The following is a 26,423-nucleotide window of genomic DNA, read 5'->3' on the forward strand; positions in this document are numbered from 1 at the left end:
AGCACGAAGCCCCCGTCATGGGGGCTTCGCGTTTCATCGGCGCGGGCGAGCGAAATCGATGACGAAACGGGTCCAGCCGTCGGCAGACTCGCAGCGGATCTCGCCGCCGTGGGCCTGGACGATGGAGCGGCAGATCGCCAGGCCGAGCCCGGCGTGTTCACCCTGGCCTTCGCGGCGCGCCGGATCGGCACGATAGAACCGGTCGAACAGGCGCGGCAAGCGCTCGGGAGGAATCGCCGGACCCTGGTTCTCCACGCTCAGGCGTCGGTCGCCGAGACGGATACGTATCTCGCCGCCATCGGCGGTGAAGCGCAGGGCGTTGTCCAGCAGGTTGGCCAGCACCCGCCGCAGCATGCCGCGGTCGCCGGGCAGGCTCAGGCTGCCTTCGCGCAGCAGGCGGATATCGTGGTCTTCCGCCAGCGGCTGGTAGAACTCCAGCAGCGAGTCGACTTCCGCGCCCAGGTCCAGGGCCTGGCGGCTGGGCGCCAGCAGGCCGTGGTCGGCCTTGGCCAGCAACAGCATGTCGTTGACCATCGCGGTGAGCCGTTCCAGCTCCTCGAGGTTGCCGTGCAGGGCCTCGCGATAGTCCTCCAGCGAGCGCGGGCGGGACAATACCACCTGGGTCTGGGTCAGCAGACTGGTGAGCGGGGTGCGCAACTCGTGGGCGATGTCGGCGGAGAACGCCGAGAGGCGCTGGAAGGCTTCTTCCAGGCGCGCCAGCATGGCGTTCAGCTCGCCGGCCAGGCCGCGCAGCTCCTCCGGCATCCGGCTGGCGTCGAGGCGGGTGGTGAGGGAGTTGGCGGAAACCCGCGCGGCGACCTCGCGCATCCGTCGCAGCGGCGCCAGGCTGGCGCCGGTGGCCCAGGCGCCGAGCAGCGCGGTGGCCAGCGCCGACAGGCTCATGGTCAGCCAGATCAACTGGCGCATGCGTTGCAGGAAGTGCTGGTGATGACTGATGTCGAGGATCACGGTAAGTCGCGGCGAAGCGTCGTTGCCGGGCTCCAGCGGGGCGCCGAGTTCGCGGTTGGCGGGCAGGCCGGGATGCGCAGGCTGCGGCAGGCGCTCGAACCAGAGGTTGCCATCCGGGCCGTTCAGGCGCAGGCCGAGGTCGGGGTGGCGTGCCAGTTCGCGCAGCAGTTCCGCTTCGCGGCGGCGCATCTGCTGTTCCGAGCCGAGGCCGCGCAGCTCATCGCGAAACACCGCGAGCTTGGCGGACATCGCCATATGGTCGAGCTCGACGAAATGCTCGTCGATGGCCCTGCTGAAGATCAATCCGGCGATCAGCGAGACCGCCGCCGTGCAGGCGGCGAACAGCAGGCTCAGGCGGACGCCGAGGGACATCCGCGAGCCGAACCCGGCGCTCATTCGTCGCGCTCTTCGAGAACGTAGCCCATGCCGCGCACGGTATGGATCAGGCGCTGCGGGTAGTCGTCGTCGACCTTGGCGCGCAGGCGGCGGATGGCCACCTCGATGACGTTGGTATCGCTGTCGAAGTTCATGTCCCAGACCTGCGAGGCGATCAGCGACTTGGGCAGCACCTCGCCGCTGCGCCGCAGCAGCAGTTCGAGCAGGGCGAACTCCTTGGCGGTGAGGTCGATCCGCTTGCCCTGGCGTTGCACCCGGCGGCGCAGCAAATCGAGTTCGAGGTCGGCCAGTTGCAGGGTGGTCTCCTGCAACTGCTGGCTGCCCCGGCGCAGCAGGGTGCGCACCCGGGCGAGCAGTTCGACGAAGGCGAACGGCTTCACCAGGTAATCGTCGGCGCCTTGTTCGAGGCCGCGCACGCGGTCCTCTACGGCATCGCGGGCGGTCAGGAACAGCACCGGTACGGTCATCCCGGCGTCGCGCACGCTGCGCAGGATCTGCCAGCCGTCACGGCCGGGCAGCATGACGTCGAGGATCAGCAGGTCGTAGTCGCCGCCCAGGGCCAGTTGCTCGCCCTCGTTGCCATCGTCGCTCAGGTCGACGGCGAAGCCTGCCTCGGCGAGCCCCTGGCGCAGGTACTGGCCGATGCGCGGTTCGTCTTCGACGATCAGCAGTTTCATGTTCATCCCTCGTTACATTTGCCGGCCATGCCGACCTGTTTCTGACAGCATCGTAATCAGTGGGTAACGGGGGCGACAGTGGCCCCCGCGCAGACTACAGGGGAACTCATTCGAGGAGACTTCCCATGCGTACCTTCACTGCCTCCACCCTCGCTTTCCTGCTGGTCCTCGCCCCGACCGTTCCGGCCATGGCCGACAGCGGCGGCGACATCGTCTTCGAGCGCATGCAGGCCCAGGCCGCCAAGGCTCGTGCCGCGCACCAGGAAAAACTGGCGAAGCAGGCCGAAGCGACGAAGAAGGACAAGGAAAACTGCTGATCGCCAGTTCTTCCACCCCCGGCTCCACACGGGATGACGGAGGGCTCCGATCCCGTCTTCACCCGCCACCGGTTCCCTGGTTTCCGGTCGGCGGGTTTTTTATGCCCGTCGGTGGCGCTGGGCGATCTTAGCCTTCGCGGTCCGCAACGGCGGCAAGCTGACAAAGATGTAATGCTCCCGACAGCCAGCCGGCAGGCGCAGCGACACAGGATAGGCGACATCAACCCGATGGAGATTCCCCGTATGTTTCCGCGCCGCCTGCTTCCCGCTTCCCTGATCGTCCTCGGCGTGCTTTTCGGTGCCAGCGCCCAGGCTTCACCGGCCCACGGCCAGGCCTTCGGCAAGCCGGCCCAGGCCGCGCAGGCCAGCCGCAGCATCGAGGTGGCGCTCGGCGACATGTACTTCAAGCCGCGGGTGATCGAGGTCAAGGCCGGCGAGACGGTCCGCTTCGTGCTGAAGAACGAAGGCAAGCTGTTGCACGAGTTCAACCTGGGAGACGCGGCGATGCATGCCGAGCACCAGAAGGAGATGCTGGAGATGCAGCAGTCCGGGATGCTCACCCCGACCGGCATGGCGTCGATGGACCATAGTCAGATGGGCCACGGCATGGCCGGCATGGACCATGGCCGGATGATGAAGCACGACGACCCCAACAGCGTGCTGGTCGAGCCGGGCAAGAGCGCCGAGCTGACCTGGACCTTCGCCAAAGCCACCCGGCTGGAGTTCGCCTGCAACATCCCCGGCCACTACCAGGCCGGGATGGTCGGTCAACTGACCGTGCAGCCCTGAGCCGGCGGACGGCCGGCGTGAAGATGCCGGCCGATCCGTATACACTTGCCGCCGCCCGCCAGTGCGGCGCGGCGCGCGGGGAAGGGCCCTGCGCGATTCATCCAGCAGGTTTCCCGCATGCAGCATCCCGCCGAACATTCGCCGCTGGGCAAGACCAGCGAATACGTCTCCAGCTACACGCCGTCGCTGCTGTTCCCCATTTCACGCACGGCGAAATGGGCCGAGCTTGGCCTGAGCGCCGAGACTCTGCCTTATCGCGGCGTGGATATCTGGAATTGCTACGAGCTGTCCTGGCTGACCCCGGCCGGCAAGCCGGTGGTGGCGATCGGTGAGTTCTCGATCCCGGCGGACTCGCCGAACATCATCGAGTCGAAGTCGTTCAAGCTCTACCTCAATTCCCTCAACCAGTCCGCCTTCGACAGTCGCGAGGCGCTCCGTACGGTGTTGGAGAAAGATCTCTCGTCCGCTGCCGGGGCGCCCGTGGGCGTGCGCCTGCGCAGCCTCGACGAGGTGGCCGAGGAGGGCATCGGGCGTCTGCCGGGGCGCTGCATCGACGAGCTGGACATCGCCGTCGACGGCTACGAGCAGCCGCGCCCGGAACTGCTGCGCTGCGACGCCGGGCGGATCGTCGAGGAGCAGCTCTACAGCCACCTGCTCAAGTCCAACTGCCCGGTCACCGGCCAGCCCGACTGGGGCACCCTGGTGGTCGACTACCAGGGCCCGGCGCTGGACCCGGCCAGCCTGCTGGCCTACCTGGTTTCCTTCCGCCAGCACCAGGACTTCCACGAACAGTGCGTCGAACGCATCTTCCTCGACCTGCAGCGCCTGTTGCAGCCGCAGGCGCTCAGCGTCTACGCGCGCTACGTACGCCGTGGCGGCCTGGATATCAATCCCTACCGCAGCCTGGCGGAGGTCGCACCGGACAACCGACGCCTGGTGCGCCAGTAACGCCTCGCAACACGCGGATACGAAAAAGCCCCGGCCATGCCGGGGCTTTTCATTTCGGCAAGTCGTTCAGATACCCATGTTGGCCAGGCTCTGCACGATGGAGCGGAGCGTGCCGGCGAGGGTCGGGTGGCTGACCTCGAAGCGCTCGACGGCGAGGTTGACCCCATCGACCAGGCTGCCTTCGTTGAGGGCGTCCTCGTTGGCCAGTTTCAGTTCGATGTCCCTGATCAGGAGTTCCAGTTCGGCGCGCTGCTCTTCGTTCAGCGGCGGTTGTTGCTCCAGTTGCTCGCGCAGGGCGGACAGTTCGCGCAGCAGACTCTCTTTCGGCATGGTATTTCCCTCGACGTACAAGTCTTCGGTGGACCTCCGGCGGGCGCCGAAAGGTCCGTCCATGCCGAACAGATTAACCTGTCGGGCGCAGATGTGCGCGATCCGGATCAATCCGCAGCAGGCGTTCCAGCAGCGGGAAGAAGTGCGTCAGTTCGGGGGTGCGCATGGCCGGGTCCTTGGCCAGGTCGTCGAGGCGGCGCAGGGTCAGGCCGTCCTGGGCATAGGGCGCCTTGATATAGGCCGCGGCGGCACGCTCGTCGAACGACCCGCCTTGCAGCACCAGGCTGTGCCGGGAGGCCGGCGACAGGCTGGCGTGGTAGCTCGGGTCCACCGCGCAGAGGAAGCGCTTGGCCGATACGTGCAGGCGCACCGGCTGCCAGACCGACTCTGGGAACAGCTCGCGCAGCAGGCGTGCGCCGAATTCCTCGTGGCGCAGGTCCTCCTCGTCGATCTGCGCCGGGTCTTCGTAGAGGTGGCCGATATCGTGCAGCAGGGCGGCGACTACAAGGCTGTCCGAGCAGCCGGCGCGCTCGGCCAGGGTCGCACACTGCAGCGCGTGCTCGGCCTGGCTGACTGCCTCGCCATAGGGCTCGGCGCCATGGCTGGCGAAGCGTTCGGCCAGTTCGTCGAGAAAGCGGTGACGGGCGCGGCTCATGGTTTTTCTCCTTTCAGGCGGCGGACGGCGAGGTCGTGCAGGCAGGGTTGCAGCTCGCCCAGGTGATCGATCACGGAATGCACGCCCAGGCGGTACAGTTCCAGGGTGGCGTCGGCGCGCAAGCGGTCGCGCTCGGTGTGTCCGAGAGCGTCCCAGTCGGCCGGCGAGAGGCCGCACGACGGCCCGCTGGCGGCCAGGCCGATGGTCCATAGCCCGGCATTGAGTCCGGCCTGGAGTTGACGCGGTTGGGCGCTGACCAGCACGCAGCCGTCGAGGCGCTCGATGCCCAGCCGGGCGAGGGCCTGCCAGCAGCCATCGGGGGCCGGCCAGGGGCGCGCGCCGGCGAGGGGGATCAGGGCGTCCGCTCGGCCGAGCGGCGCGGCAAGGCGCTGGCAGACCGATTCCGGTAGCTCGTCCTGCCAGGCGTAGGGAATCCGTTGTTCGTCCAGGCTCTCCAACAGGGCCACGGCACCGGCGATAGCTTCGGCCTGTTCCCCGGCGGCTTCGTCGAGGGCTTGCTCCAGGCGCTGGCGCTCGCTCTTGTTCGGTTTGCGCCGCAACAGGAAGCTTTGTGCCTCGGCGAAGGGCAGCAGACTGGCGTCGCGGAGGTGTTCGGCAGGGCTATGCGGATGGCTGCGCAGCAGCGCCAGGGACAGGGTCCGGGCGCCGAAATCCACCAGGCCGCCGGAGAGTCCGAAGAGCAGGGCGGTGAAGCGCGGGAGTTGGTCGGAGCTGGGCATGCGAAAGGCGTCTGGCAAATGGTCTAGGCCAGCCTAGAGGGGTTTTGTGACGCCGCCGTGACGTTTTCGTGGCAGTGGCGATAGGCCGACGGGCTGCCGTTATAATCGGCCGGTCTGAATCAGCGAGGCCGTCATGCCGGTCGATCAATCTCGTCAGTACCTGCGCATCCGCGACCAGCTCGCCGCGGATATCGCCCAGGGCGTGCTGCAGGTGAAACTTCCCCCCGAGCGGGAGTTGGCCGAGCGCTTCCTGTGTACCCGCATCACCCTTCGCGAAGCCCTGCAGCAACTGGAAACCGAAGGCCTGGTCTATCGCGAGAACCGCCGCGGCTGGTTCGTCGCGCCGCCGCGGATCCGCTACAACCCGACCCGTACCACCGGCTTCATGGAATACGTCAGCGCCCAGGGACGCCAGCCGCGTACCGAGACGTTGCACGCCGAGCGGCGAGCAGCCGGCGCCTGGCTGGCCAAGCGGATGGGGCTGGAGGACAGCGCGCCGGTGTATTTCCTGCAACGGCGCCGCTGGGTGGACGAGCGTCCGGTGCTGATCGAACTGATCGCCCTGGATGCCGGGTGGTGCCCAGGCCTGCTGGACCACGACCTCGATACTTCGCTGATGAGCCTGCTGCGCGAGCGTTTCGGCCTGCAGCCGACGCGCTGCCAACTGGCGATGCACCCGACCGCGCTGAACGCGGCCCAGGCCGAGCCGCTGCAACTGGCGCCGGGTTCGCCGGCGCTGTACCTGGAGCGACTGAGTTACGCGGAGGGGCAGAGGGTGGTCGAGTTCGACCAGGAGTTCTGGCGCCCGGACGCCCTGGAGATCGTGCTCGACGCGGCCTATCCGGGCGCCTGAGTCAGGCGATCGCGGCGCGTATGCTGTCCGGCACGGGCGTCGAGCGGTTTTCCGCGTGGCGCACCCAGACCAGCTTGCAGTGGCCTTCGCCATAGGTGCCTTGCGGATCTTCCAGGGTGCTCAGGCGATGTTCCAGTACCAGGCTGCTGGTGCCCAGCTTGCCGGCGTACAGTTCCACCACCACGGTGGCCGGATGCACCACCGGCTTCAGGTAGGTGTGCAGGCTTTGCAGCACCACCGGCCCCTCGGCAGCGCCTTCCAGGTCGATGCCAAGGGTTTCGAACCAGGCCACCCGGGCTTCTTCCAGGTACTGGAAATAAAGGGTGTTGTTGACGTGCCCGTAGCTGTCCATGTCGCCCCAGCGCACCGGGATATGGGCCGTGTGTAGCAATTGTCTGTCAGCCATCTCGTAACTCTTCTAGTCTCAAAATCAATGCGAGCCTATATACTGCGCGCACGCTGAAGCCGCGCTGGCGGCCAAGACTAGTCATGCAAAGGAGATACAGCAATGCGCGCCCGCGGCGTGAACTGGATCGAACGTAGTGCCCGAATCCTGGCTTGCGCCAGCCTCGCATTGGCACCCACGCTGTCCCTGGCGGCCAGTGAAGAAGACCCTTGGGAAAGCATCAACCGTCCCATCTTCACCTTCAACGACACCCTGGACACCTATGCGCTGAAACCGCTGGCCCAGGGTTACCAGAAGGTCACCCCGAACTTCGTTCAGGACGGCGTGCACAACTTCTTCAACAACCTCGGCGACGTGAAGAACCTGGCCAACAACCTGTTGCAGGCCAAGTTCCACAATGCCGGTGTGGACACCAGCCGCCTGCTGTTCAACAGCACCTTCGGTCTGGCCGGCTTGATCGACGTGGCGACCCCGATGGGCCTGCAGCGCAACGACGAGGACTTCGGCCAGACCCTGGGCTACTGGGGCGTCGGCAGCGGCCCGTACGTGATGCTGCCGTTCCTCGGCCCGAGCACGCTGCGCGATGCCCCGGCGAAGATCCCGGACATCTATGTCGGTCCCTACCACTACATGGACGACGTACGCGCGCGCAACGTGATGTTCGGCATCAACACCGTCGACACCCGTGCCAACCTGCTGAAGTCGGAAAAACTGATCAGCGGCGACAAGTACATCTTCATCCGCAACGCCTACCTGCAGAACCGCGAATTCAAGGTCAAGGACGGCGAGGTGGAGGACGACTTCTAAGTCGACCCGCTTCGTGCGACACCTGGAAAGGCGGCCCTTGGGTCGCCTTTCGTCGTTTCAGTGGATCGCGACGATGCTCAGCCCCAGGCTATGCCGCCCCGGGCCGAGCCGTTCGCAGCGCACCACGCGGGCTTCCAGTTCCAGGCCGGTGAGGGTCTCGTGGGTGGACGGGATGCTCACCCGCAGGTGGTCGCCCGGAGCCAGCTCGCTTTGCGCTTCCAGCAGCAGCCCGCTGGCGGACAGGTCCCGGCACAGGGCCACCGACTCGCGGCCTTCGCAGCGGATGGTGACCGGGGTGTCGAGCTTCATGCGGATGAAGTCGCGCTTCTCGCTGTAGTTGTGCTCGATGGGCTGCATGGGCTGATCCTCATGGTCGGGGCGATGGGGGGGCGACTGGCAATCCTGGCGATTATCGTCAAAGTTTATACCGTGCGGACGGGATCGGACGGACAAAGGCGGATTTTCCGGCAAAGGTCAACGGCTTGAACTGCTCAACGGATGGGAGTACCGTCTGCGCCTTGTCGAACCCCGTAGCCGCGCTGTTGTCACTTACAATAAGCGCCTAGGACCCACTGTTTCCGGCGCCGTTTGCCTGGATGACCCATGCATAAAGTCAGTGCCACGCTGCTGATCATCGATGACGACGAGGTGGTGCGCGAAAGCCTCGCTGCCTACTTGGAAGACAGCAACTTCAAGGTGTTGCAGGCCCTCAACGGTCTGCAGGGCCTGCAGATCTTCGAAAGCGAACAGCCGGACCTGGTCATTTGCGATTTGCGCATGCCGCAGATCGACGGCCTCGAACTGATCCGCCGCATCCGCCAGACCGCTTCGGAAACGCCGATCATCGTGCTTTCCGGAGCCGGCGTGATGAGCGATGCGGTGGAAGCCTTGCGCCTGGGCGCCGCCGACTACCTGATCAAGCCCCTGGAAGACCTCGCGGTGCTCGAGCATTCGGTGCGCCGGGCCCTGGATCGCGCCTACCTGCGGGTCGAGAACCAGCGCTACCGCGACAAGCTGGAAGCCGCCAACCGCGAATTGCAGGCCAGCCTGAACCTGCTCCAGGAGGACCAGAACGCTGGACGCCAGGTGCAGATGAACATGCTTCCGGTGACGCCGTGGAGCATCGAGGGGCTGGAGTTTTCCCACCGGATCATTCCGTCGCTGTATCTCTCTGGCGACTTCGTCGACTACTTCCGGGTCGACGAGCGACGCGTGGCGTTCTACCTGGCCGACGTTTCCGGCCATGGCGCTTCCTCGGCCTTCGTCACGGTGCTGCTGAAGTTCATGACCACGCGTCTGCTCTACGAGTCACGGCGCAACGGCACGCTCCCGGAGTTCAAGCCGTCCGAGGTGCTGGCGCACATCAACCGCGGCCTGATCAATACCAAGCTGGGCAAGCACGTGACCATGCTCGGCGGGGTCATCGACCTGGAGAAGAACTGCCTGACCTACAGCATCGGCGGCCACCTGCCGCTCCCGGTACTGTTCGTCGACGGGCAGGCGAGCTACCTGGAAGGCCGTGGCCTGCCGGTGGGCCTGTTCGACGATGCGAGCTATGACGACCGGGTCATGGAGTTGCCCCCTTCCTTCAGCCTGTCGCTGTTTTCCGATGGCATCCTCGATGTGCTGCCAGGAGCTACGCTGAAGGAGAAAGAGGCTTTGCTACCGGAGCAGGTGGCAGCCGCCGGAGGCACCCTCGACGGGCTGCGCCAGGTCTTCGGGCTGGCCAACCTGGCGGAGATGCCGGATGATATCGCCTTGCTGGTGTTGAGCAGGAACCTTGCATGAGTACCGGTAAAATCCAGTTTGCCGAACAGAACGGCTCCTTCGTTCTGAAATTCGTCGGTGAGGTCCGCCTCACCCTGTGCTCGGCCCTGGATTCCACCATCGAAAAGATCTTCGCTGCGCTGAATTTCTCGGCGATCATCATCGATCTTACGGAAACCCAGAGCATCGATAGCACCACGCTCGGCCTGCTGGCCAAGCTGTCCATCCTGTCGCGGCAGAAAATCGGCCTGTTGCCCACGCTGGTGACCACCAATCCGGACATTACCCGTCTGTTGCAGTCGATGGGTTTCGATCAGGTGTTCAATATCGTCGATCGTCCGATTCCGTGTCCGGAGTGCCTGTCCGACCTGCCGCCGCAGGACCAGTCGGAAGATGTGGTGCGCGACAAGGTCCTGGAGGCGCACCGCATCCTGATGGGCCTCAACGAATCCAACCGCGAAGCCTTCCACGACCTGGTCAGCGCCCTGGAGCGCCATTAACCGGTCGATCCCTTCCCTAACTCCTGCTGAATTCCGCAGCGCCGGAACGGGACGCCCTGCATGCGCGTCCCGCCGGCAGCGGCGATCAGTGGCGGGTCGCCAACTGGTATTCGAGCTTTTCCTGGTCGCGTGCGAACAGGCGGATGCCTTCGGCCAGCTTTTCGGTGGCCATGGCGTCCTCGTTCATCTGCCAACGGAAAGCGCTCTCGTCGAGCACCTGGCGCGGCTCGCCTTCGCCCGGCAGCAGCAGGCGCGGCAGCTCGCCCTGGGCGTCAGCCAGTTGTTGCAGCAGGTCGGGACTGATGGTCAGGCGGTCGCAGCCGGCCAGTTGCTCGATCTGGCCGAGATTGCGGAAGCTGGCGCCCATCACCACCGTCTTGTAGCCGTTGGCCTTGTAGTAGCGATAGATGCGCGAGACCGACTGCACGCCGGGATCCTCGGCGCCGGCGTAGTCGCGGTTCTCGCTCTTCTTGTACCAGTCGTAGATGCGCCCGACGAACGGCGAGATGAGGAACACCCCGGCGTCGGCGCAGGCCACCGCCTGGGCGAAGGAGAACAGCAGGGTCAGGTTGGTCTGGATGCCTTCGCGTTCCAGAATCTCGGCGGCGCGGATTCCTTCCCAGGTGGAGGCGATCTTGATCAGCACCCGCTCGCGGTCGATGCCCTGTTCGTCGTACAGCTCGATCAGGCGGTGGGCGCGGGCGAGGGTGGCCTCGCTGTCGAACGACAGGCGCGCGTCGACTTCGGTGGAAATACGTCCGGGAATGACTCCGAGGATGTCCTTGCCGACTGCCACGGCGAAGCGGTCGCAAGCCAGTCCGGCGTCACCGCCGCTACCCGCGGTAGCCTGTCGAAGGTGCTCGGCGTAGCGCGGCAGGGCAGCAGCCTTGAGCAGCAGCGACGGGTTGGTGGTGGCGTCCACCGGCTTCAGGCGGGCAATGGCATCGAAGTCGCCGGTGTCGGCGACCACCGTGGTGTATTGCTTGAGTTGTTCCAGCTTCGAAGTCATGGCGAGGTCTTGTCAGGTGGGTTCTTGGGAAGAAGAATCCCCCGACCTTACCCGAGCCGCAGGCGCGGCTCAATGGGAGCTATCGCCCCGCCAGAAGTTCCAGCGCCTGGTCGAAAACCCGCAGCGGATCGGCGGCCTTGTGCACGTCCACCGAGAGCAACTGGCGGAATCGCCGGGAGCCGGGGAAGCCCTGGGCCAGGCCGAGGATATGGCGGGTCACGTGATGCATCGCGCCGCCTTCCGCCTGGTGTCGCTCGATGTACGGACGCAGACGGAGCAAGGCCTCGCTGCGACTGAGCGGCGGCGCTTCGCTGCCGAACAACTGGCTGTCCACCGCGGCCAGCAGGTAGGGGTTGTGGTAGGCCTCGCGACCGAGCATCACGCCGTCGAAGGTCTGCAGGTGCTCGCGGCAGGCCTCAAGGGTCTTGATGCCGCCGTTGAGGACGATCTCCAGGTCCGGGAAGTCCTTCTTCAATTGCGCCGCGACCTCGTAGCGCAGCGGCGGCACCTCGCGGTTTTCCTTGGGCGAGAGCCCTTCGAGGATGGCGATCCGCGCATGCACGGTGAAGCTCCGGCAGCCGGCCTCGCGCACCTGGCCGACGAAATCGCAGAGCTCGGCATAGCTGTCGCGCCCGTTGATACCGATGCGGTGCTTCACCGTCACCGCTATCTCCACCGCATCCAGCATCGCCTTCACGCAGTCCGCCACCAGCGCCGGATGCCCCATCAGGCAGGCGCCGATCATGTTGTGCTGGACCCGGTCGCTGGGGCAACCGACGTTGAGGTTGACCTCGTCGTAGCCGGCCTCTTCCGCCAGCCGCGCGCAGGCCGCCAATTCCGCCGGCACGCTGCCGCCCAGCTGCAGCGCCAGCGGGTGCTCGCATTCGTCGTAGCGGAGGAAGCGCTGGCGATCGCCGTGCAGCAACGCGCCGGTAGTGACCATCTCGGTGTAGAGCAAGGTGTGACGGGACAACTGGCGCAGGAAGAAGCGGCAGTGGCGATCGGTCCAGTCCATCATCGGCGCAACGGAAAAGCGGCGTGAGAGGGTGGCGGGGGTGGTAGTCGGTTCTGGGCGCATCGGGACTTCGGTAGGGGGAGCGGAGCAGGGCGGGGATTTTATCAGGGATGGGGCCTTTGCCATATCGTCGGTAATGAGCAGTTCCACCCGCCCAGCGTCGGTGTCCGATAACCCGAGGCTTTCCAGCACGGCTGGTAGGCTGTCACCAGTACTTCGATTCGGATGATGTCTCCATCAGCCTCTCGACCTGGGCCGCCACCGTTTTTCAGTCACTGACCAGAATCTCCGCCCCTGGTACATCTTTCGTGGGGATGGACTCGATCGCCATTTTCTGGGGCGCTGCCAGGCAAAATGGTTGCCAGACCCGAGGAGGTAGTCGTTACCCTCCACTGGGCCTCTCTACATGCGCTCGACGATAGTATCGAGCTCCCGGATCTTGAAAGCCTTTTGGCAGGGAGGCGGGTTCCAGCCCAAAGAAGCGTTCCCGGTGAGTGGCCTTGACGCTACTGATGGTCAGCTTCGATAGCCCCGAGGAGTCGCCGAGCACATCGCCGATGCTTTTATCGGAGGTGGGATCGAGCGAGGGAAGTTGCCAAGGGTCTGGGCGGCGGTACTCGGGAACGACCGTTGCTTCTGTATGGCTGGCGCACTCTACATGCGTAGAGTTTTCGCCACTTCATCGATTTCGGTGATCGTGGCGTGGTCGGAAATGACTCTGGCCATGAGGTAGTCATGCAACTCTGCATCGCCATCGACACAGCCGTCTCTGAGCACAACCAACTGGTAGTCCAGATCGAACGCCTGGCGAACCGTCGTCAGCACTACGCCTGAGGTAGTGGCTCCAGCGATGAGCAATGTTTCAATATCATGCGCCCAGAGAAGCTCGTCCAGTTCCGTACCCGTGAAGGCGCCGACGCGACTCTTCGTAATGACCGGTTCGCTTTCGATCGGCTGCAAGGCGGCGGTGATCGCCAACCCGGGGCTTCCCGGTTCGATCAAGCCACTTTCACGTAGCTCGCGGAATAGCCTGTTGCGCCTGTCCATTGGCGGACCATCGGGCGGGCAGCCCACCGTTACATGAACTACAAGCATATCGGTTTGCCGTACCCTGGAAAGAAATCTGGAGGTGCGGGCCACTACCTCGGCTGCGCGAGGTGCGGGCACGAAGTTGTTCAGCACGAATTCCTGGAAATCCATCAGCAGCAGGGCGGAATTAAAGGGAGATTCAAGCACGAGCTCAGTCATGACGACCTCTGGGTGGTGGAAAACCGTCTAGCGGGTGGAGTGCCCAAGGGCTCGCCAGTTGAATAGCGCCCCTGCCAGCATCAACAGGCTGGTTACCAGGAAAACGCTGCGCATCCCGAACTGGCCACCGACGAACCCTCCGATTACCGGCCCGATTACCTGGCCGGCGAATTGCGCGGATAGCGACCAGCCCATTGCCGAGCCGACGAATCGCTCCGGGACGCTATGGCGGATTACAGCGGCCATGCACGGAAGCAGGCCGCCAAGCGCCATGCCCATCAGGAAGCGCAGGGCGATGAGTTGCCACCCCGCATATACGAAAGCCTGGGGAATCAGCAGGACGGCCGCGACGCTCAGCGCGGCTATCATGATGACGCCGTAGCCAATCCGGTCGGCCACCTTACCCAGATAGGTCGCGGAGATGATGCTTCCGAGCGCTGCCGCCGACATGGCCAGACCCGCCACAGACGTCACCCGCCTCGAGTCCTCGAGCAGCGTTTCGATATAGACGGTGATAATCGGTTCGACCGACATGTTGGCAATCATCAGCAGCAGGCCTGTCGCCAGCATGGCGAGGATCACCGCCTTGTTGGGCATATTCGACCAACCGACCTTGGGAGGTTCTTCGACGGCGGGGACGGAGGGGCGTGCAGTCTCGCGCAACATGAAGGTCGTGAAGACAAACGCAATGAAGATCAATCCACTGGCGCCCCAGAATGTGGCTCGTATGCCGATCAGAGGAGGCAGGAAGCCGCCAACCAGCGGCCCTAACAGATTGCCGGCCATCACGCCCGAGGAAAGAAGACCCAATGCCCATGCCGAACGGGATTTCGGAGCTTGCACCGCGACCAGGATCGTTGCCCCCGACGAGTACCCGCCGGCGATTCCCGCCAACAAGCGCAAGCCGATGAATTGCCAGATATCGGAGGCCAGCCCCATCAGCAACATGGTGATCGCCATTCCCAGGCTAGCTCGGACCAGCATGGGCTTGCGACCGTAGCGGTCGCCAAGCATCCCCCAAAGCGGTGCTACCAACCCGGCGGTGACGAAAGTGGCGGCGTAGGCGATACCCGACCACTGCACGATTGCAGCGTGGCCCGATACCCCGAGTTGACCTATGTAGACCGGGAGGAACGGCAGGATAAGTGTCATGGCGAAGACGGTGGTGAAGGCTCCGAACAAGCACACGGCGAGGTTGCGTTGCCAGCAGTCGATAGCGGGTTCGTTCATGTTGCCTTGCATCAGCAGACTCCGATCAGAGACACTCGATACCACACAGTCAATTTGGTATACCAATTTGGTATACATTGACGTTGGCCAATGGATCTGTCAATCGGAGGCACCTAATGACGGTCATTCAGCAGGCTGAAGAGCGGCTGCGCCGCTTGATTCTGGATATGGAGATCGGCCCTGGAGAGCGCCTGACGGAGCGCTGGCTCGAAGGGCAGACAGGGGCCTCGCGAAGCTCTATCCGCACGGCACTGGTTCGTCTTGAGGCTGAAGGTCTCGTTGCGAGGGAGGGCCGGGGATGGCTGGTGCCGCCCATCGATCTTCAGGAAATAGAACAATTGTTCGTATACCGGGAGATGCTTGAGGTAACGGCAGTTCGCCTCGGTGGAAAAGAGGCGGAAGAAAGCTATCTCCGGGAGGGGGAGGCCATACTGGATGCGGTGCCGATAAATGCCTCGGCAGAAGAGACCGAGTCTGCCGGACGCCAATTCCACCTTTGGATTGCCGGTTTGGCCCGCAATGAATTCATCAGTCGGGGGCTCGGCGAGGCCCTGACGCGCCTCCAGCGTGTCAGATGGTTGGAGAGCCAACCGGAACATCACGGCTGGGCCGAGCATCGCGCCATCATCGCCGCCTTGAGGGCATGCGATATCGAACGCGCCGCGGGGATGGTCGAATCGCACGTCCGGGAGACAAGGGACCGGTTGCTGGAAACTCTCCGAAAAGACCGGCGCAGTCTCAGGGCACGCGGAATCACCATTCTTCCTGAGTGATGCCGGCCGGGCAGGGCGATTCGGTCTCGTTTCCCGAGGAAGGGCATGCCAGGCGGCGCCGATTCCGACGCCTGAAGGTCTGCAGCCGGTTGTGGGCAGTCTGATCGGGAGGAGCCGAACCAACGAGGGCCGGCGGGCCGTGGCAGCTCCTGGCCCTGCCGGTGTGCCCCTGCCGACCTAGTTCATTTGAAATATTGCGATCCAGGCTGGGGCCAGTAAGATGGGCCGTTCGACGACCCGCACCAGCCTCTATCAAGGATCGATACATGAGACTGTCCCGCCCGCGTTTTACCCTTTCCGCCGCCTTGCTGCTTTCTCTTTCCCTTTCCGGTTGCGTGTCGGAACTCGATTCGGGCGCCTATGGCAGCATGGACGATCCGCGCAACGCGCAGATGTTGGACCTGGTGGACCAGGCGCTGAAAGGGAACATGGCCGTGGTACTGGTGGCCGACGTGATGCCGCACAAGTCCCTGAGCGATGCGCTGACCATGACCCAGTGGACGCCAACGGCGATCTGGGAGTACGAGAAGGACCCGAAGGTGACCTTCGGTCGCAAGTTCCAGACCAACGCGCTGCAGCGGAAGCCCGACGAGACCTATCTGTTCAAGGCCTTCGAGGTGCATATCCTGCCGCCCGGCAAGTACCTGCTGACCGGCGGCGACGACTACCAGATCCATGGCTTGCTCGACCAGGTTGGCGCCCGCGGCGGTCCGCCCGGTTCGGGCCATGGCGCCAACGGCACCGCGTACCTGTCCCCCGAGCTGTATCGCGAGTACTACCGGGAAGAAGTCTGGAAAGATGCCACCTATGGCAGCGAGATCAAGACCGAGAAGGTCTGCACCGCCGTGCATGTGGCCTCGGGCGCCTGCGTGAGCTGGGGCGAGCAGCAATACACGCAAACGACCCAGGGCTCCCAGGCCGGCTATTACCAGCAGACCGACTCCCGCGACGTACCTTCGATCAAGATCCAGGCACGCTTGCCGGTCGACAAGGCGCTGGCCAGCTTCAGCGTGCAGGGCGGGCAATTGCTGCTGGCCCCGCGCATGCACCTCAAGACCCCCGGCTACAAGTACCAACAGTCGAAGTGCCGGGCGATCGATCCGAAGAAGATCGAATGCCCATTGGAAAACCTGACCGTCTACACCTGGCCGGCGCCGATGGACTTCAGCCAGTCCCTGATCGCCCAGCGGGCCCTGAGCGACAAGCACCGGCAACTGCTGTCCAGGCTGCAGCCCCTGCAGATCACACCGCTGCGCAAGCAGGGCATGGAAGACCCGGTCTGGGGCGTGCCGCTGTCATTGAAATAGCGGGTGTTCGCTCAGGGGCGCCGGGTGTCGCCCTTATCCACGGAAGCATTTCCCCACAAGGAAGGTGACATGAACGTCTATCGCAAGGTTTCCCGCAGTGCCGCGACTTGGCTGTGCTCCGCGCTGCTGGCCGCATCCGGCCATGCCTGGGCCGAAGACTGGTGGGTGGTACACAAGGGCGACGACCCTGCCGAGCTTGACGTGTTCCTGGCCGATGCCGATTCGCTGGCACCGGTGCCGGGTATCGAAAACGCCTGGCAGGTGCAGATCGCCATGCTGTTCGACTCCTTCCATCTGCTCAGCGCGCACCAGTACCGCTGCGATACGCGAGAGGTGAAGGTGGTCAACGCCAAGACCTTCTCCAACAACGGGCAACCCACGAACCTCCAGTTCACCTTCGCCAAGGGCTGGACCCCGCTGCCCAACGAAAGCCATGAGGCTGTCCTCCAGTTCATCTGCGCGCCGCAGCAACGCGAACGCAACGGCATGCGCTCCACCGGCAGGGGCGTGCCATTGCAGGCGGTGATCACCGCCGTCGGCATGGTCGAGATGGAGCGCGCCCAGGCCAATCTCGCCGAGGCCCGGCGCAAGCTCGAAGAGGCCAAGAGCGATCGCGTCATGGGCGAGCTCGATCGTCTGCTCGGCAACGAGCCCCGGAAGCCCTGAGCCGCTCTGACTGAAGCAGGGTGAGGCGAGGCGGTTCGGGCTGTTTTCCGGAACGATCGGCGTAGGTCCGGAAGGCGCGCCGGGAGGGTATCGATGAAGTGGTATAGCCGCATCAGCCTGGGACTCAGCCTCGCGGTCGCGAGCACTTTCCTGGTGGCGTACTGGCGATCGCTCGTCAGCCATAGCTATCCCAATATGAATGCGCCTGGGCTGTTCGCCTACCTGCTGGTCTTTCCTGCCTGCGCCCTGTTGCTGCATTCCACTGCGTTGGCATTCGTGCTCCAGCAGCGAAAGCTGGGGAGCGCTCGCGAAAGAGCGCTGCAATGGACGATCAACCTGGCGCTGTGGATGGCGCCGCTTTGTTTCATATTTTCCAGTCTTTAATCAGGCACTCGCGGTTGTGTAGCTCGAGTAAGCGGCCTGCTTTGACATCTCCTGCTGCGGCGGAATACAGGTGCGTCCTTTGAGTCGCTCAGCGCTTCGGCGCAAAGACCATCTTCACCGGCGCATCGTGCTTCAGGCGCGAGCCGTCCGCTTGGTTTCCGGGCTCGAAGCTAGGGTGCCAGGCCCTGAGTTCCGTATCGGACAGCCACTCCAGTTGCAATTGGTCCGCGGATGCGCGCAGGTCGAATTGCGCCAGCGACTGCACGACTGAATGGCACTTTTCCGATTTCCCGGTTTCGAGGAGGGAGACCTGTATTTCTTCGCCCCAGGTGATCGAACCTTTCTCCGGGCATTTCCGAACCTCGACGTGGTATTGCCCGTTCGGCGACGGCAGGTCGGAAATCAGCTTGTCGGGGCCGCAGGCGGCGAGGAGTACGCTCAGTATCAGCAGGGGGCTTTTTTTCATCCATGACCTCTGTGGAAATCTCGGAAAGGAATTCCTTTCTTTTCCTGGCGGAAAATGGGCAGGAAGCGTGCCTGCCCATCCTACGCGCGGACTGCTCGATCTGCCCATGGGCATCCACAGCTTCGTAGATGAGCGATATCAGATGGCACTGAGCGATTTCAGGATCAGATAGGTGCAGATGAGCACCCCTGCCATGGACAACAGGCCCAGGGCGACAATGCTGAGTTTCATCGGGTTTCCTCGTTGAACTGCGATGGGCTGCTGTATCAAGGAGGGGAGAGGCAGCAGGTGAGAGGGAAAGCCCCGGGGGGATGAGCGGCCCCCGGGGCTTTGGTGACCACCATAGGAGAAAGTCACCTTGATAAGACTAGCCCTGTTTCGCTGTGCGGCAAGCGAAGCGGCATCGCTTTTCCCGCGGGATCGGGAAAATGCCTAGCCATACCGCAGTGATGGCCACGGAGGGTCCATGCGCCTCGTCCATTTCCTGATTGCCCTTCCCGCCGCGCTGCCGGCTGAGCCTCAGATAACCGCGAGGCGCGGGTTCAGCGGTCGTCGCCGATCTCCAGTTCGATGAAGTCGATGACTCCTGCCGCGCGGTTGTCGAGGCGCTCGAGTTCCTGGCCGTCCAGCGTCTGCAACAGCGAGGTGCCGTGTTCCAGGCGCTCGCCGGAGGCATGCGAAGCGGCTTCGCGGGTAGGACTGAACAGCCAGGCGTGCGGATGTTGCGCGCGCCAGGCGGCGCGGGGCGAAAGGCTGACCTCGGTACCCGCCGGGTAGTGCCAGGCGCCCAGTTGCAAGGCCTCGGCGAGGACCGTGCCGCCGAGGCCGTACAGGCGGCGGTCGCGGTCGAAGGCCAGGGCGCCGCCGCTCAGCGCGATGCCGCGCACCGACACCTGTTGCCCGGTTTCCGGCATTACCCGCCAGCGCTCGGCGTCGCGGTAGCCGTCGGTGTAGGCCATGCCGTCGCTGGCGAACAATCGCGCACCGGCGGGGAAGTCGATCTCGTCGGCGCGGTTGCCGGTCGCCAGGCTACAGCCTTCGAAGGCGGCGGGACGCCCGTCGCGCTCGCTGGCGAAGGCGATTTCCTGGCTGGCGTCGCAACGCCAGCCTTCGATCTCGGCGACGCCCTCGCCACGCAGGCGCAGCGAAGTGGGATGGACGCCGGTGGTTTTCCATGGGTCCTGCGGGTCGTCCTGCTCGCTCTGCAGCCAGCGTTGCAGGTGGCGGGTGGCGACGCCGCGGATCGTCACCGGGGTGGGGAATTCGGCTTCGCGGAAGCTTTCTGGCTGGTGCTTGAGTTCCAGCTTCAGCCGGGTGCCGGCAGGCATCTCGATGCCTCCGAGGCGCGAGGGGCGCTCGAGCACGGCGCTGTGCGCGGCTTCCTCGCGCGCGCGTTCGCGCTCGTACTGCCAGAGACCGATCTCCAGCCAGGCGCGCAGTCCCAACGGGATCAGCAGGAGCAGCATCAGCAGGCCGCGGCTCGGCCAGCGACGGCGCAAGCGCTGGCGCGCGCGCGGGCTGAAGGCCAGGAGCGATAGCCAGACCAGCAGCCAGATGCCGGCGACGAACGACGACAGGTAGATAAGCGGGACGATCAGGGGAAGAGGGGCGACGGGGATCACGCGGGCGTCCTTGCGGGCTGGGTTCCATGACGTCTCCGGCGCGGCGTGCCGGGTACCTGCCAGAGTTTACAGGGCGCGTCCCGATGCCGCAGCGGCAAACTGTCTTCAGGCCTTGCCCGCCGGGGGCCACGCTCTGGAGAGGGAGGCGCTCGGGGACGGAATCGGCGAAGTGACGATTCAAGCCCAGGCGCGACGGGCCGATGGGGTGGTTATCGGTTTCTGCAGTCCAGTGGGGAAAAGCCAATGAACGAAAGCGTCGCCAGGGTGTTCGATCGGATTCTGCGGGGGCTCGGGTTGAAGACCCTGAACGCCCAGTTCCTACTGTCCTATGCACTGATGTTCGGCCTGGCCGCCTGCGCCTCGGTGGCGTTGTACCTGAGCATGTCGATCTCGCCGGAAACCATCAACGTGGCCGGTGCGCAGCGCATGCTCAGCCAGAAGATGGCCCGCGAGGCGCTGCAATTGCGACTCGGCGCCGGAGACCCAAAGGCCCTGGCCGCGACCATCGCCCAGTACGAGCGCTCGGCCGCCGACCTGGATGCGGGCAATGCCGAGCGCAACGTGAGCCGGATGGGCGCGCCGGAGATCGCCGCCCAGCGGCAGAAGGTGGCGCAGATCTGGGGCCGCTATCGGGCCATGCTCGACCAGGTGGCACAGCCTGCCAGCCAGGTCGACCTGCGCGGCTTCTCGCAGTATTCCACCGAGCTGTTGGGCGAGCTGAACAAACTGGTCTCGCTGATGAGCGCGCGCGCCGACAGTGTCCAGCACACCCAGATGTGGATCGCCTTCGGTTGCCTGTTGGCGATCCTGGTGCTGGTGGTGCTCGGCCGGCAGTTCGGCCTGGCGCCGCTGATGCGGCAGTTGCGCGGGTTGGAGGTGGCGCTGACCGAGGTCGGTGCGGCTAACTTCACCCATGCCCTGGCGGCGGGCCATGCGGACAACGAGATCGGCCGCATCGTCGCCGGCTACGAGCGGATGCGCCAGGACGTCAGCGGTCTGCTGGCGAACGTCAAGCGCAGCGCGGCAGAGACCGACAAGGACGTGGCCGAGGCCCTGGAGCAGGCGCTCGGTGCCGGCGACCAGGTGGCGCGCCAGCACCAGGACCTGGACCAGGTGGCCACCGCGATGAACGAGATGAGCGCCACCGTGGCCGAGGTCGCCCGCCACGCCAACCATGCGGCGCATTCCACCCGCGACGCCGCGGCCCTGGCCCACGAGGGACGCCGTCTGGTGGAGCACGCCAGCAGCCAGACCGGTGCCTTGGCGGAGGAACTGGAACAGACCGCCCTGGCGCTGAACACCCTGCACCAGCACGCCGGCAGCGTCGGCCAGGTGCTTACGGTGATCAGCAGCATCGCCGAGCAGACCAACCTGCTGGCGCTCAATGCCGCCATCGAGGCGGCGCGGGCCGGGGAGGCCGGGCGCGGCTTCGCCGTGGTGGCGGACGAGGTGCGTTCGCTGGCCAACCGTACCCAGCAGTCGACCCAGGAGATCCAGGGGCTGATCGAGCAGTTGCAGGACGGCGCCAACGATGCGGTAGCCGCCATGCGCGGTAGCGCCAGCCATGCCCAGAGCAACCTCGCCGAGGCCGACAGCGCGGCCCAGGCGCTGGGGCGCATCGTCGCCACGGTGGAAGAGCTGGACGGCCTCAACCAGCAGATCGCGACCGCCGCCGAGGAACAGAGCCAGGTGGCCCAGGACATCGACCGCAACATCACCAACGTCTCCGGACTCTCCGAGCAGGCCCACGAAGGGACCGCCGCAGTGCTTTCGGCCAACCAGAGGGTCAAGGAGCACATGGCTGGCTTGCGCGTGGTGCTCGGTCGCTTCCGCACCTGAGGCTGGCTGCGGGCGTCGGCGCTAGTCGGCGGACAGGTTGCGGATTAGCGCCACTGTCAGGTACAGGCGCGGGGCGATGCTGGACAGTTCGAGGTATTCCGCCTCGCTGTGCAGGCCGGCGCCGACCACGCCGAGGGTTTCCAGCACCGCCGGCTTGTCGCTGCCGGGCACGTAGGCGTAGCCGGCGTCCGTGCCGAAGCGCATGGCGATCGGCTCGATGCGCTTGCCGATTCGACCGTAGAGCGTCTGCGCGGTTTCCGCCAGGCGCTGCGAGGCGGGGTTCTTCACCAGGGGTGGACGACCCTTGTCGAGACGCAGACTGACTTCGGTATCGGCGATCAGGCGTTCGCCGGTCAGCTTCCGGGCGTCGGCCAGTACCCGCTCGCTCTCGGCCGGGTCCGAGTAGCGCATGTCGGCTTCCGCCGAAGCCTCGGCGGGAATGATGTTGCGCTTCTCGCCGCCCCTGGCGAGGGTCCAGTTCAGCGTGGTGCCTTTCGCCGGATCGCCGAGGTCCTTGAGACGCAGCAACTGGTGCGACAGTTCGAGAATGGCGTTGCGGCCTTGCTCGGGTGCCGAGCCGGCATGGGACGAGCGACCCTTCACCTCGAGCAGCAGGCCGTCGATGCCATTGGTGGCTACCGTTACTGCGTCCCGGTCCGGCGGCTCGTAGGAGAAGACGTAGTCCTGCTGCCGGGCCAGCTCGGCGATCAGTTGCTTCGAGCCGGCGGAGCCGGTTTCTTCGTCGGGATTGAACAGCACGGTGATCCGTCCGTAGTCCCTGAAGCCTTGCTGCCTGAGCAGCGCCAGGGCATGCAGCACCATCGCCACGCCGCCCTTGGCGTCGGCCACGCCGGGTCCGTAGGCGCGCTCCGCGTCCTCGCGGAACGGACGCTTCGCCGCGCTGCCGGCGGCGAACACGGTGTCGTAGTGAATCATCAGCAGGAAGCGCTTGCTGCCGGTGCCATCGAGGGTGGCCACCAGGTTGTCGCCGGCCGAGGGCGTCGCCGGTGCGCTGCGGACTTGCGCGCCGAGCGCCTGCAGGCGTTCGGCGAGCAGCGCGGACAACTGGCCGAGGCCTTCGGCCTGGCCGGTACCGCTGTCCACCGCGACCAGTTGCCGGAGCGTGTCGAGGTAAGCCGGGCGTTCGGCTTCGGCCTGGCGCAGCAGCTCGGTGGCTGGCGTGTCGGCAGCGAAGGCGGCGGGCGAAAGCAGGAAGGCGAGGGCGAGCGGCAAGAGGTGGGGCAGGCGGCGGGCGTGCACGGAAGGTCCTCGTCTGGTGGGCGGAGGCGGCGCGGTTGTGCGCCGCGGTATCCGATTGACCTTAGGTCATGAGACGGTTTCCGCCAGCAGCGCCTCGACCTTGCGCCGCAATTCTTCCAGCAGGGCCCGTTCCTCGGCCGAATAGTCGCGCGGTCGGCTGTCGAGTACGCAGACGGTGCCGTACGGGGTGCCGTCGGGCGTATGAACCGGATAGCCAAGGTAGTTGCTCAGGCCGAACTCGACTTCATCCTCGTTGCCGGCCCATTCCGTCTCCTGGCGCGAGTCGCGCACATGCAACGGGGCGTCGCGGTCGACCACGCGTTCGCAGTAGAGGGGTTGGGCGCCGTCTTCATGGACGCTCTTGCGGCCTTCGGCGCCGATCGGGTAGGTGTCCTCCAGGCGTCCGGCGGAGGCCTCGACGCGCATGTGCCGGGGCAGGGAACGCATGATCAGCACCGACGGCACGTCGAGCCGGCGGGCCAGTGCGTCGATATCCCGGCGCAGGGATTCGAATCGTTCGGAGGATTTCGCCATGCCCGGCCTAGCCCATGTCTGGTGGATAAACGGCGACTGTAGTGGCGAAAGGGGGCTTGGCCTAAATACCCTTTGGTGCGCTCCCCCTCGCTCGAGCGCATAAGCGCCCGGCTGTCACTCCTCGGTCGGGCCGGGCAGGTACTCCAGCAGGTCTCCCGGCTGGCACGCCAGGTAGGCGCAGATGGCCTCCAGGGTAGCGAGGCGAATGCCCTTTACCTTGCCCTGCTTGAGCAGCGACAGGTTCTGTTCGGTGATGCCGATGGCCTGGGCCAGGTCCTTGGACCTGGCCTTGCGCAGGGCGAGCATGACGTCCAGCCTGATTTCGATGGGCATGGCGGACCTCAGACGAACTGGCGGTTTTCCTCGGCGAGCAGGGCGGCCTTGCGCTGGATGCGCGCGATCACCATCACCGAGGCGGCGGCGAACAGGCTGACCAGTTCCGCCGAACCGAAGCTGAGACTGACGATGCGTTGCCCCTGGGGTTGGAGGAAGGTGACCCAGACCGTCAGCAGCGGCTCCAGCAGGAAGTTCGCCAGCACCCAGCAAGCCAGGCACAGGCTGACCTTGCCGAGCAGCGCCGCGGCCTCTTCGCAGAAATACTCGCCGCGCCCGTAGTGCTGGAACAGCCGCCGCAGCGCTTGCAGTCCGCTGGCCAGGACCAGTAGCGGCAGGCTCGACAGGAGGATGCCGCCGAGGGCCTGCCAGAGCGGCATGTCCCGCGCCACAACGCCGAGGTCGCCGGCGACACCGGTGGCGGTGAGAGCGAAGCCGAGGCCGTGCTCGCTGGCGAGGTCGGGGAAGATCCAGCACGCGGCGTTGAGCAGCAGCATGCCGGCGATCAACAGCAGGGTCAGAGTAGCCATCAGGCGGCTGTAGCCGGCCAGGCGGTCGCTTGTCATCGGGGGTACTCCTGGGAAGGTGGGCAGGCCCCTCGGAAACGAGGGAAGCCGGAATGATCATAGTTTAATAATAAATTATCGTAAAACGATAATTTCTTGATCGCTGCATCCGGCCTGGAGCGCTCCGCAAAATCCCCTCCGTGCCCGCCGGGGGCATGGAGGGGAAGCGTCCTACTTCTGCAGCAACTGGACGTTGTCGATGAACATCGACTCCTGCTGGTTACCGCTGAGGATCATCAGTTCAGCACGCTTGATCGGCCCCTTCGGCAATTGCACCTGGCCGCGCAGGCTGGCCCAGCGGCCATTCTCGACCACCTTGTAGCCCAGGGGCAGGTATTCGCCGGGCCGACCCTGGCTTTCCAGGTAGAGGTAGGCATAGGTCATGGCCTGCGAGCCGCGACCGTCGCCGACCCGTACGTCCGCGCTGAACGCGTAGGTCCGGCCTGCTTCCAGGTTGCCCAGCAGGCTGGTGCTGGCGCCGGTGCCGGCGTAGCGCCGCTGGTAGGCTTCCAGGGCCAGCCGCCCGGCGCTGGCGACGCGCGTGGCGCGGGCGCTGGCATGCACGCCGCTCCAGCCGCCGATGCCGCTCTCGAAGTCGTAGGCGATGCGTTTCGGCGCCGGCGGTACGCTCGGCGGCGCGGCCTGGGCTTCCTGCAGGTTCATCTCGTCGACCAGCAGGCTGGCGCCGCTGTCGCTCCAGACCGCCACGTAGAGGTTGCGCTGGTCGGCGGCGGGACGGTAGTCGAAGGTCTTCTCCAGGCGACTGAACTCGTTGCCGCTGACCGACAGTTCGACGCTCTGCGCCGGGTTGTAGGCCAGGGCGCCATCGGCGCGTTCGCTGAGCAGCGCCATGCGCACGGTTTCACGGGTATTGGCGGCCTTGAGCATGACCTTGCCGCTCAGCCGGTAGCCGCTGCCGGCGCGCAGGGGGGCAATGGGGCGGACCAGCAGATCGAAGCCACGCACGTCGACCAGCAAGGCATTGTCGCGGCAGCCCTTGGCGACGTTCACCAGGCTCAGCTGGGCGTTGCCGGACCATGCGCGCCAGCCTTCCATGCTGGCGAACTCGCCATCGCCGAGCAGGCCGCCGAGCTTGGCTTTCGTGCACCATGGCAGGTCCGGCGGGGTCGGCGTGTCGCCGCCGGAGCCCGGGTTGAGCGTGCCGGGTACCTTGGTCGGGCGAAAGTCGGCGATCTGCGTGGCCATGCTGTTCAGCGCGCGTACGGCGTCGGCGTGTTCTTCGCGGCCGCAGGGCTGGTTGGCGCATTCGGCATTGACCAGGCGCGGGTTGGCGAAGAACGGTGCCTGCTTGTTGGTGCCGAAGGCATGCGGGTAGGCCATCACGGTGGCGAAGCGCCCCTGCACGCCGTAGCCGCGGCTCCATTCGTAGGTGCCGCTGTGGGCGTAGCGCGGATCGTAGTAGCTGGACTCCAGGTCCTGCTCGTAGGAGTGGCGCAGGCCCATGTTGTGGCCGGCTTCATGGGCGAAGGTGTTGAGCCCGCAGTCGACCCCGGTGAGGTTGTAGGCAATGTCCTTGGCATTGCCGTGGAAGCGCCCGCTGTTCTTATCGGCCGAGCCCATGTAGCCGATGCCGCAGGTGATGTAGCCGTTGCCGCTGTTCTGCGAGCGGTTGACCAGGCTGACCAGGTCGGCGCCGTACTGCTCGCGCAGGCGCTGCACCTGCGGGTCGCGCATGAAGCGATCGAGGTTGGTGCCGGTCACCGTCGGGTAGTCGGCCCAGTCCAGGCGCTGCTTGTGCACCAGACGCAGGCGCAGGTTGACGCCGCTCTTCTCGTAGGCGGTGTTGGCGAACTCGATGTAGCTGGCGATCCGCGCATCGATGTCGCGGCCATTTGCGGTCTGGGTCGCCGCGGGGGTGTAGAGGACCATGATGTCGACGGTCTTCGGTGCGGCCTGGGCGGCCTGGGCGGCAGAGGCTACCGCCAGGGCTAGGGTGGAGCAGAGCAGGGATTTCTTCATGGGTTGCCTGTGTTCGGACAATAGGAAGCCATGGCGC

At 65.4% G+C, this 26,423-nt stretch carries 30 protein-coding genes; 12 read left to right on the forward strand and 18 right to left on the reverse strand.

Features of this window, described 5'->3' with window-relative positions; genetic code table 11:
- Nucleotides 1-33: 33 nt before the first annotated feature.
- Nucleotides 34-1,365 carry a sensor histidine kinase gene (locus tag LT948_RS19695; RefSeq protein WP_023099448.1) on the reverse strand — a complete coding sequence of 444 codons (1,332 nt, stop codon included), beginning with the start codon at nucleotides 1,363-1,365 and terminating at the stop codon, nucleotides 34-36.
- Nucleotides 1,362-2,042 carry a heavy metal response regulator transcription factor gene (locus LT948_RS19700; RefSeq protein WP_003098784.1) on the reverse strand — a complete coding sequence of 227 codons (681 nt, stop codon included), beginning with the start codon at nucleotides 2,040-2,042 and terminating at the stop codon, nucleotides 1,362-1,364. Before LT948_RS19700 ends, LT948_RS19695 begins: the two co-directional genes overlap by 4 nt.
- A gap of 125 nt (nucleotides 2,043-2,167) precedes the next feature.
- Here LT948_RS19700 and ptrA point away from each other — a divergent pair, with 125 nt between their 5' ends.
- The 3 genes from ptrA (at nucleotide 2,168) to queF (ending at nucleotide 4,096) form a co-directional block, all read left to right on the forward strand.
- A complete protein-coding gene (ptrA, locus tag LT948_RS19705; RefSeq protein WP_003090881.1) occupies nucleotides 2,168-2,359 on the forward strand; it encodes a T3SS anti-activator PtrA in 192 nt (63 codons plus the stop codon).
- Between the two features lie 171 nt (nucleotides 2,360-2,530).
- Nucleotides 2,531-3,148, forward strand: coding sequence for a copper-resistant cuproprotein CopI (gene copI, locus LT948_RS19710; RefSeq protein ID WP_073657460.1), 618 nt, complete (start codon nucleotides 2,531-2,533; stop codon nucleotides 3,146-3,148).
- 117 nt (nucleotides 3,149-3,265) lie between these two features.
- Complete coding sequence (gene queF / locus LT948_RS19715; RefSeq protein ID WP_003090879.1) at nucleotides 3,266-4,096, forward strand: NADPH-dependent 7-cyano-7-deazaguanine reductase QueF; 831 nt, start codon at nucleotides 3,266-3,268, stop codon at nucleotides 4,094-4,096.
- Nucleotides 4,097-4,162: 66 nt separating this feature from the next.
- Here the strand turns inward: queF and LT948_RS19720 are convergent, their stop codons facing one another.
- The 3 genes from LT948_RS19720 to LT948_RS19730 all read right to left on the reverse strand — a co-directional run bounded on the left by LT948_RS19720 (nucleotide 4,163) and on the right by LT948_RS19730 (nucleotide 5,821).
- Nucleotides 4,163-4,426 carry a DUF4404 family protein gene (locus LT948_RS19720; protein WP_003090878.1) on the reverse strand — a complete coding sequence of 88 codons (264 nt, stop codon included), beginning with the start codon at nucleotides 4,424-4,426 and terminating at the stop codon, nucleotides 4,163-4,165.
- Between the two features lie 73 nt (nucleotides 4,427-4,499).
- Nucleotides 4,500-5,081, reverse strand: coding sequence for a phosphonate degradation HD-domain oxygenase (locus tag LT948_RS19725; RefSeq protein ID WP_103119320.1), 582 nt, complete (start codon nucleotides 5,079-5,081; stop codon nucleotides 4,500-4,502).
- A complete protein-coding gene (locus LT948_RS19730; RefSeq protein ID WP_003108944.1) occupies nucleotides 5,078-5,821 on the reverse strand; it encodes an HAD family hydrolase in 744 nt (247 codons plus the stop codon). The genes LT948_RS19725 and LT948_RS19730 overlap by 4 nt, the downstream gene beginning before the upstream one ends.
- Before the next feature lie 133 nt (nucleotides 5,822-5,954).
- Between LT948_RS19730 and LT948_RS19735 the strand changes: the two genes are divergently transcribed.
- On the forward strand, nucleotides 5,955-6,674 hold the full coding sequence (locus LT948_RS19735; RefSeq protein ID WP_033994969.1) for a UTRA domain-containing protein: 720 nt from the start codon (nucleotides 5,955-5,957) through the stop codon (nucleotides 6,672-6,674).
- A 1-nt stretch (nucleotide 6,675) separates the two neighbouring features.
- Here the strand turns inward: LT948_RS19735 and LT948_RS19740 are convergent, their stop codons facing one another.
- Nucleotides 6,676-7,080, reverse strand: coding sequence for an acyl-CoA thioesterase (locus tag LT948_RS19740; RefSeq protein WP_003108942.1), 405 nt, complete (start codon nucleotides 7,078-7,080; stop codon nucleotides 6,676-6,678).
- Nucleotides 7,081-7,182: 102 nt separating this feature from the next.
- On the opposite strand from LT948_RS19740, the gene LT948_RS19745 reads away from it, so the two are divergent.
- The gene (locus tag LT948_RS19745) at nucleotides 7,183-7,887 is read left to right on the forward strand and encodes an MlaA family lipoprotein (RefSeq protein ID WP_003090872.1); all 705 of its coding nucleotides are present in this window, start codon (nucleotides 7,183-7,185) and stop codon (nucleotides 7,885-7,887) included.
- Nucleotides 7,888-7,944: 57 nt separating this feature from the next.
- Here LT948_RS19745 and pilZ read toward each other — a convergent pair whose 3' ends face one another.
- A complete protein-coding gene (gene pilZ, locus LT948_RS19750) occupies nucleotides 7,945-8,244 on the reverse strand; it encodes a cyclic di-GMP-binding protein PilZ (protein WP_003104055.1) in 300 nt (99 codons plus the stop codon).
- A gap of 246 nt (nucleotides 8,245-8,490) precedes the next feature.
- Between pilZ and rssB the strand changes: the two genes are divergently transcribed.
- Together rssB and rssC are read left to right on the forward strand one after the other, a co-directional pair.
- Entirely contained in the window at nucleotides 8,491-9,675 is a 1,185-nt protein-coding gene (gene rssB / locus LT948_RS19755; RefSeq protein WP_003090870.1) for a two-component system response regulator RssB, read from the forward strand.
- Complete coding sequence (rssC, locus tag LT948_RS19760) at nucleotides 9,672-10,154, forward strand: anti-sigma factor antagonist RssC (protein ID WP_003104052.1); 483 nt, start codon at nucleotides 9,672-9,674, stop codon at nucleotides 10,152-10,154. The genes rssB and rssC overlap by 4 nt, the downstream gene beginning before the upstream one ends.
- Before the next feature lie 85 nt (nucleotides 10,155-10,239).
- Here the strand turns inward: rssC and tal are convergent, their stop codons facing one another.
- The 4 genes from tal to LT948_RS19780 all read right to left on the reverse strand — a co-directional run bounded on the left by tal (nucleotide 10,240) and on the right by LT948_RS19780 (nucleotide 14,668).
- Nucleotides 10,240-11,163, reverse strand: coding sequence for a transaldolase (gene tal, locus LT948_RS19765; RefSeq protein ID WP_003090868.1), 924 nt, complete (start codon nucleotides 11,161-11,163; stop codon nucleotides 10,240-10,242).
- A gap of 79 nt (nucleotides 11,164-11,242) precedes the next feature.
- Nucleotides 11,243-12,241, reverse strand: a complete 999-nt coding sequence (gene dusA / locus LT948_RS19770) for a tRNA dihydrouridine(20/20a) synthase DusA (protein ID WP_003138780.1) — start codon at nucleotides 12,239-12,241, stop codon at nucleotides 11,243-11,245.
- Nucleotides 12,242-12,832: 591 nt separating this feature from the next.
- Nucleotides 12,833-13,426, reverse strand: coding sequence for a cysteine hydrolase family protein (locus LT948_RS19775; protein WP_003104048.1), 594 nt, complete (start codon nucleotides 13,424-13,426; stop codon nucleotides 12,833-12,835).
- 27 nt (nucleotides 13,427-13,453) lie between these two features.
- Nucleotides 13,454-14,668, reverse strand: coding sequence for an MFS transporter (locus LT948_RS19780; RefSeq protein WP_003090864.1), 1,215 nt, complete (start codon nucleotides 14,666-14,668; stop codon nucleotides 13,454-13,456).
- A 104-nt stretch (nucleotides 14,669-14,772) separates the two neighbouring features.
- On the opposite strand from LT948_RS19780, the gene LT948_RS19785 reads away from it, so the two are divergent.
- The 4 genes from LT948_RS19785 to LT948_RS19800 all read left to right on the forward strand — a co-directional run bounded on the left by LT948_RS19785 (nucleotide 14,773) and on the right by LT948_RS19800 (nucleotide 17,786).
- Nucleotides 14,773-15,429: a GntR family transcriptional regulator gene (locus LT948_RS19785; RefSeq protein WP_003116580.1), complete on the forward strand. Its 657-nt coding sequence runs from the start codon at nucleotides 14,773-14,775 to the stop codon at nucleotides 15,427-15,429.
- 266 nt (nucleotides 15,430-15,695) lie between these two features.
- Nucleotides 15,696-16,736, forward strand: coding sequence for a hypothetical protein (locus LT948_RS19790; protein ID WP_003138782.1), 1,041 nt, complete (start codon nucleotides 15,696-15,698; stop codon nucleotides 16,734-16,736).
- A 69-nt stretch (nucleotides 16,737-16,805) separates the two neighbouring features.
- Nucleotides 16,806-17,402 carry a hypothetical protein gene (locus LT948_RS19795; protein ID WP_073657459.1) on the forward strand — a complete coding sequence of 199 codons (597 nt, stop codon included), beginning with the start codon at nucleotides 16,806-16,808 and terminating at the stop codon, nucleotides 17,400-17,402.
- 93 nt (nucleotides 17,403-17,495) lie between these two features.
- Complete coding sequence (locus LT948_RS19800) at nucleotides 17,496-17,786, forward strand: hypothetical protein (protein WP_073657458.1); 291 nt, start codon at nucleotides 17,496-17,498, stop codon at nucleotides 17,784-17,786.
- 88 nt (nucleotides 17,787-17,874) lie between these two features.
- Here the strand turns inward: LT948_RS19800 and LT948_RS19805 are convergent, their stop codons facing one another.
- Entirely contained in the window at nucleotides 17,875-18,360 is a 486-nt protein-coding gene (locus tag LT948_RS19805) for a hypothetical protein (protein WP_073646331.1), read from the reverse strand.
- Nucleotides 18,361-18,794: 434 nt separating this feature from the next.
- Nucleotides 18,795-19,874, reverse strand: a complete 1,080-nt coding sequence (locus tag LT948_RS19810; protein WP_015502729.1) for a hypothetical protein — start codon at nucleotides 19,872-19,874, stop codon at nucleotides 18,795-18,797.
- A 243-nt stretch (nucleotides 19,875-20,117) separates the two neighbouring features.
- Between LT948_RS19810 and mcpN the strand changes: the two genes are divergently transcribed.
- Nucleotides 20,118-21,713 (forward strand): nitrate chemoreceptor McpN, encoded by a 1,596-nt coding sequence (gene mcpN, locus LT948_RS19815; protein WP_003090853.1) that lies wholly within the window; start codon nucleotides 20,118-20,120, stop codon nucleotides 21,711-21,713.
- A gap of 21 nt (nucleotides 21,714-21,734) precedes the next feature.
- Here mcpN and LT948_RS19820 read toward each other — a convergent pair whose 3' ends face one another.
- The 5 genes from LT948_RS19820 to mep72 all read right to left on the reverse strand — a co-directional run bounded on the left by LT948_RS19820 (nucleotide 21,735) and on the right by mep72 (nucleotide 26,386).
- Complete coding sequence (locus LT948_RS19820; protein WP_073657457.1) at nucleotides 21,735-22,973, reverse strand: M20/M25/M40 family metallo-hydrolase; 1,239 nt, start codon at nucleotides 22,971-22,973, stop codon at nucleotides 21,735-21,737.
- Between the two features lie 66 nt (nucleotides 22,974-23,039).
- Nucleotides 23,040-23,507, reverse strand: coding sequence for a GAF domain-containing protein (locus tag LT948_RS19825; protein ID WP_003130919.1), 468 nt, complete (start codon nucleotides 23,505-23,507; stop codon nucleotides 23,040-23,042).
- A 114-nt stretch (nucleotides 23,508-23,621) separates the two neighbouring features.
- Nucleotides 23,622-23,840 carry a helix-turn-helix domain-containing protein gene (locus LT948_RS19830; protein WP_003108924.1) on the reverse strand — a complete coding sequence of 73 codons (219 nt, stop codon included), beginning with the start codon at nucleotides 23,838-23,840 and terminating at the stop codon, nucleotides 23,622-23,624.
- 8 nt (nucleotides 23,841-23,848) lie between these two features.
- On the reverse strand, nucleotides 23,849-24,406 hold the full coding sequence (locus LT948_RS19835) for a DUF2975 domain-containing protein (protein WP_073657456.1): 558 nt from the start codon (nucleotides 24,404-24,406) through the stop codon (nucleotides 23,849-23,851).
- 171 nt (nucleotides 24,407-24,577) lie between these two features.
- Nucleotides 24,578-26,386, reverse strand: coding sequence for a metalloendopeptidase Mep72 (gene mep72, locus LT948_RS19840; protein WP_073657455.1), 1,809 nt, complete (start codon nucleotides 26,384-26,386; stop codon nucleotides 24,578-24,580).
- Nucleotides 26,387-26,423 lie beyond the last annotated feature (37 nt).

This window comes from Pseudomonas sp. CP-1, from assembly GCF_021213715.1.
GTDB lineage: Bacteria > Pseudomonadota > Gammaproteobacteria > Pseudomonadales > Pseudomonadaceae > Pseudomonas > Pseudomonas aeruginosa.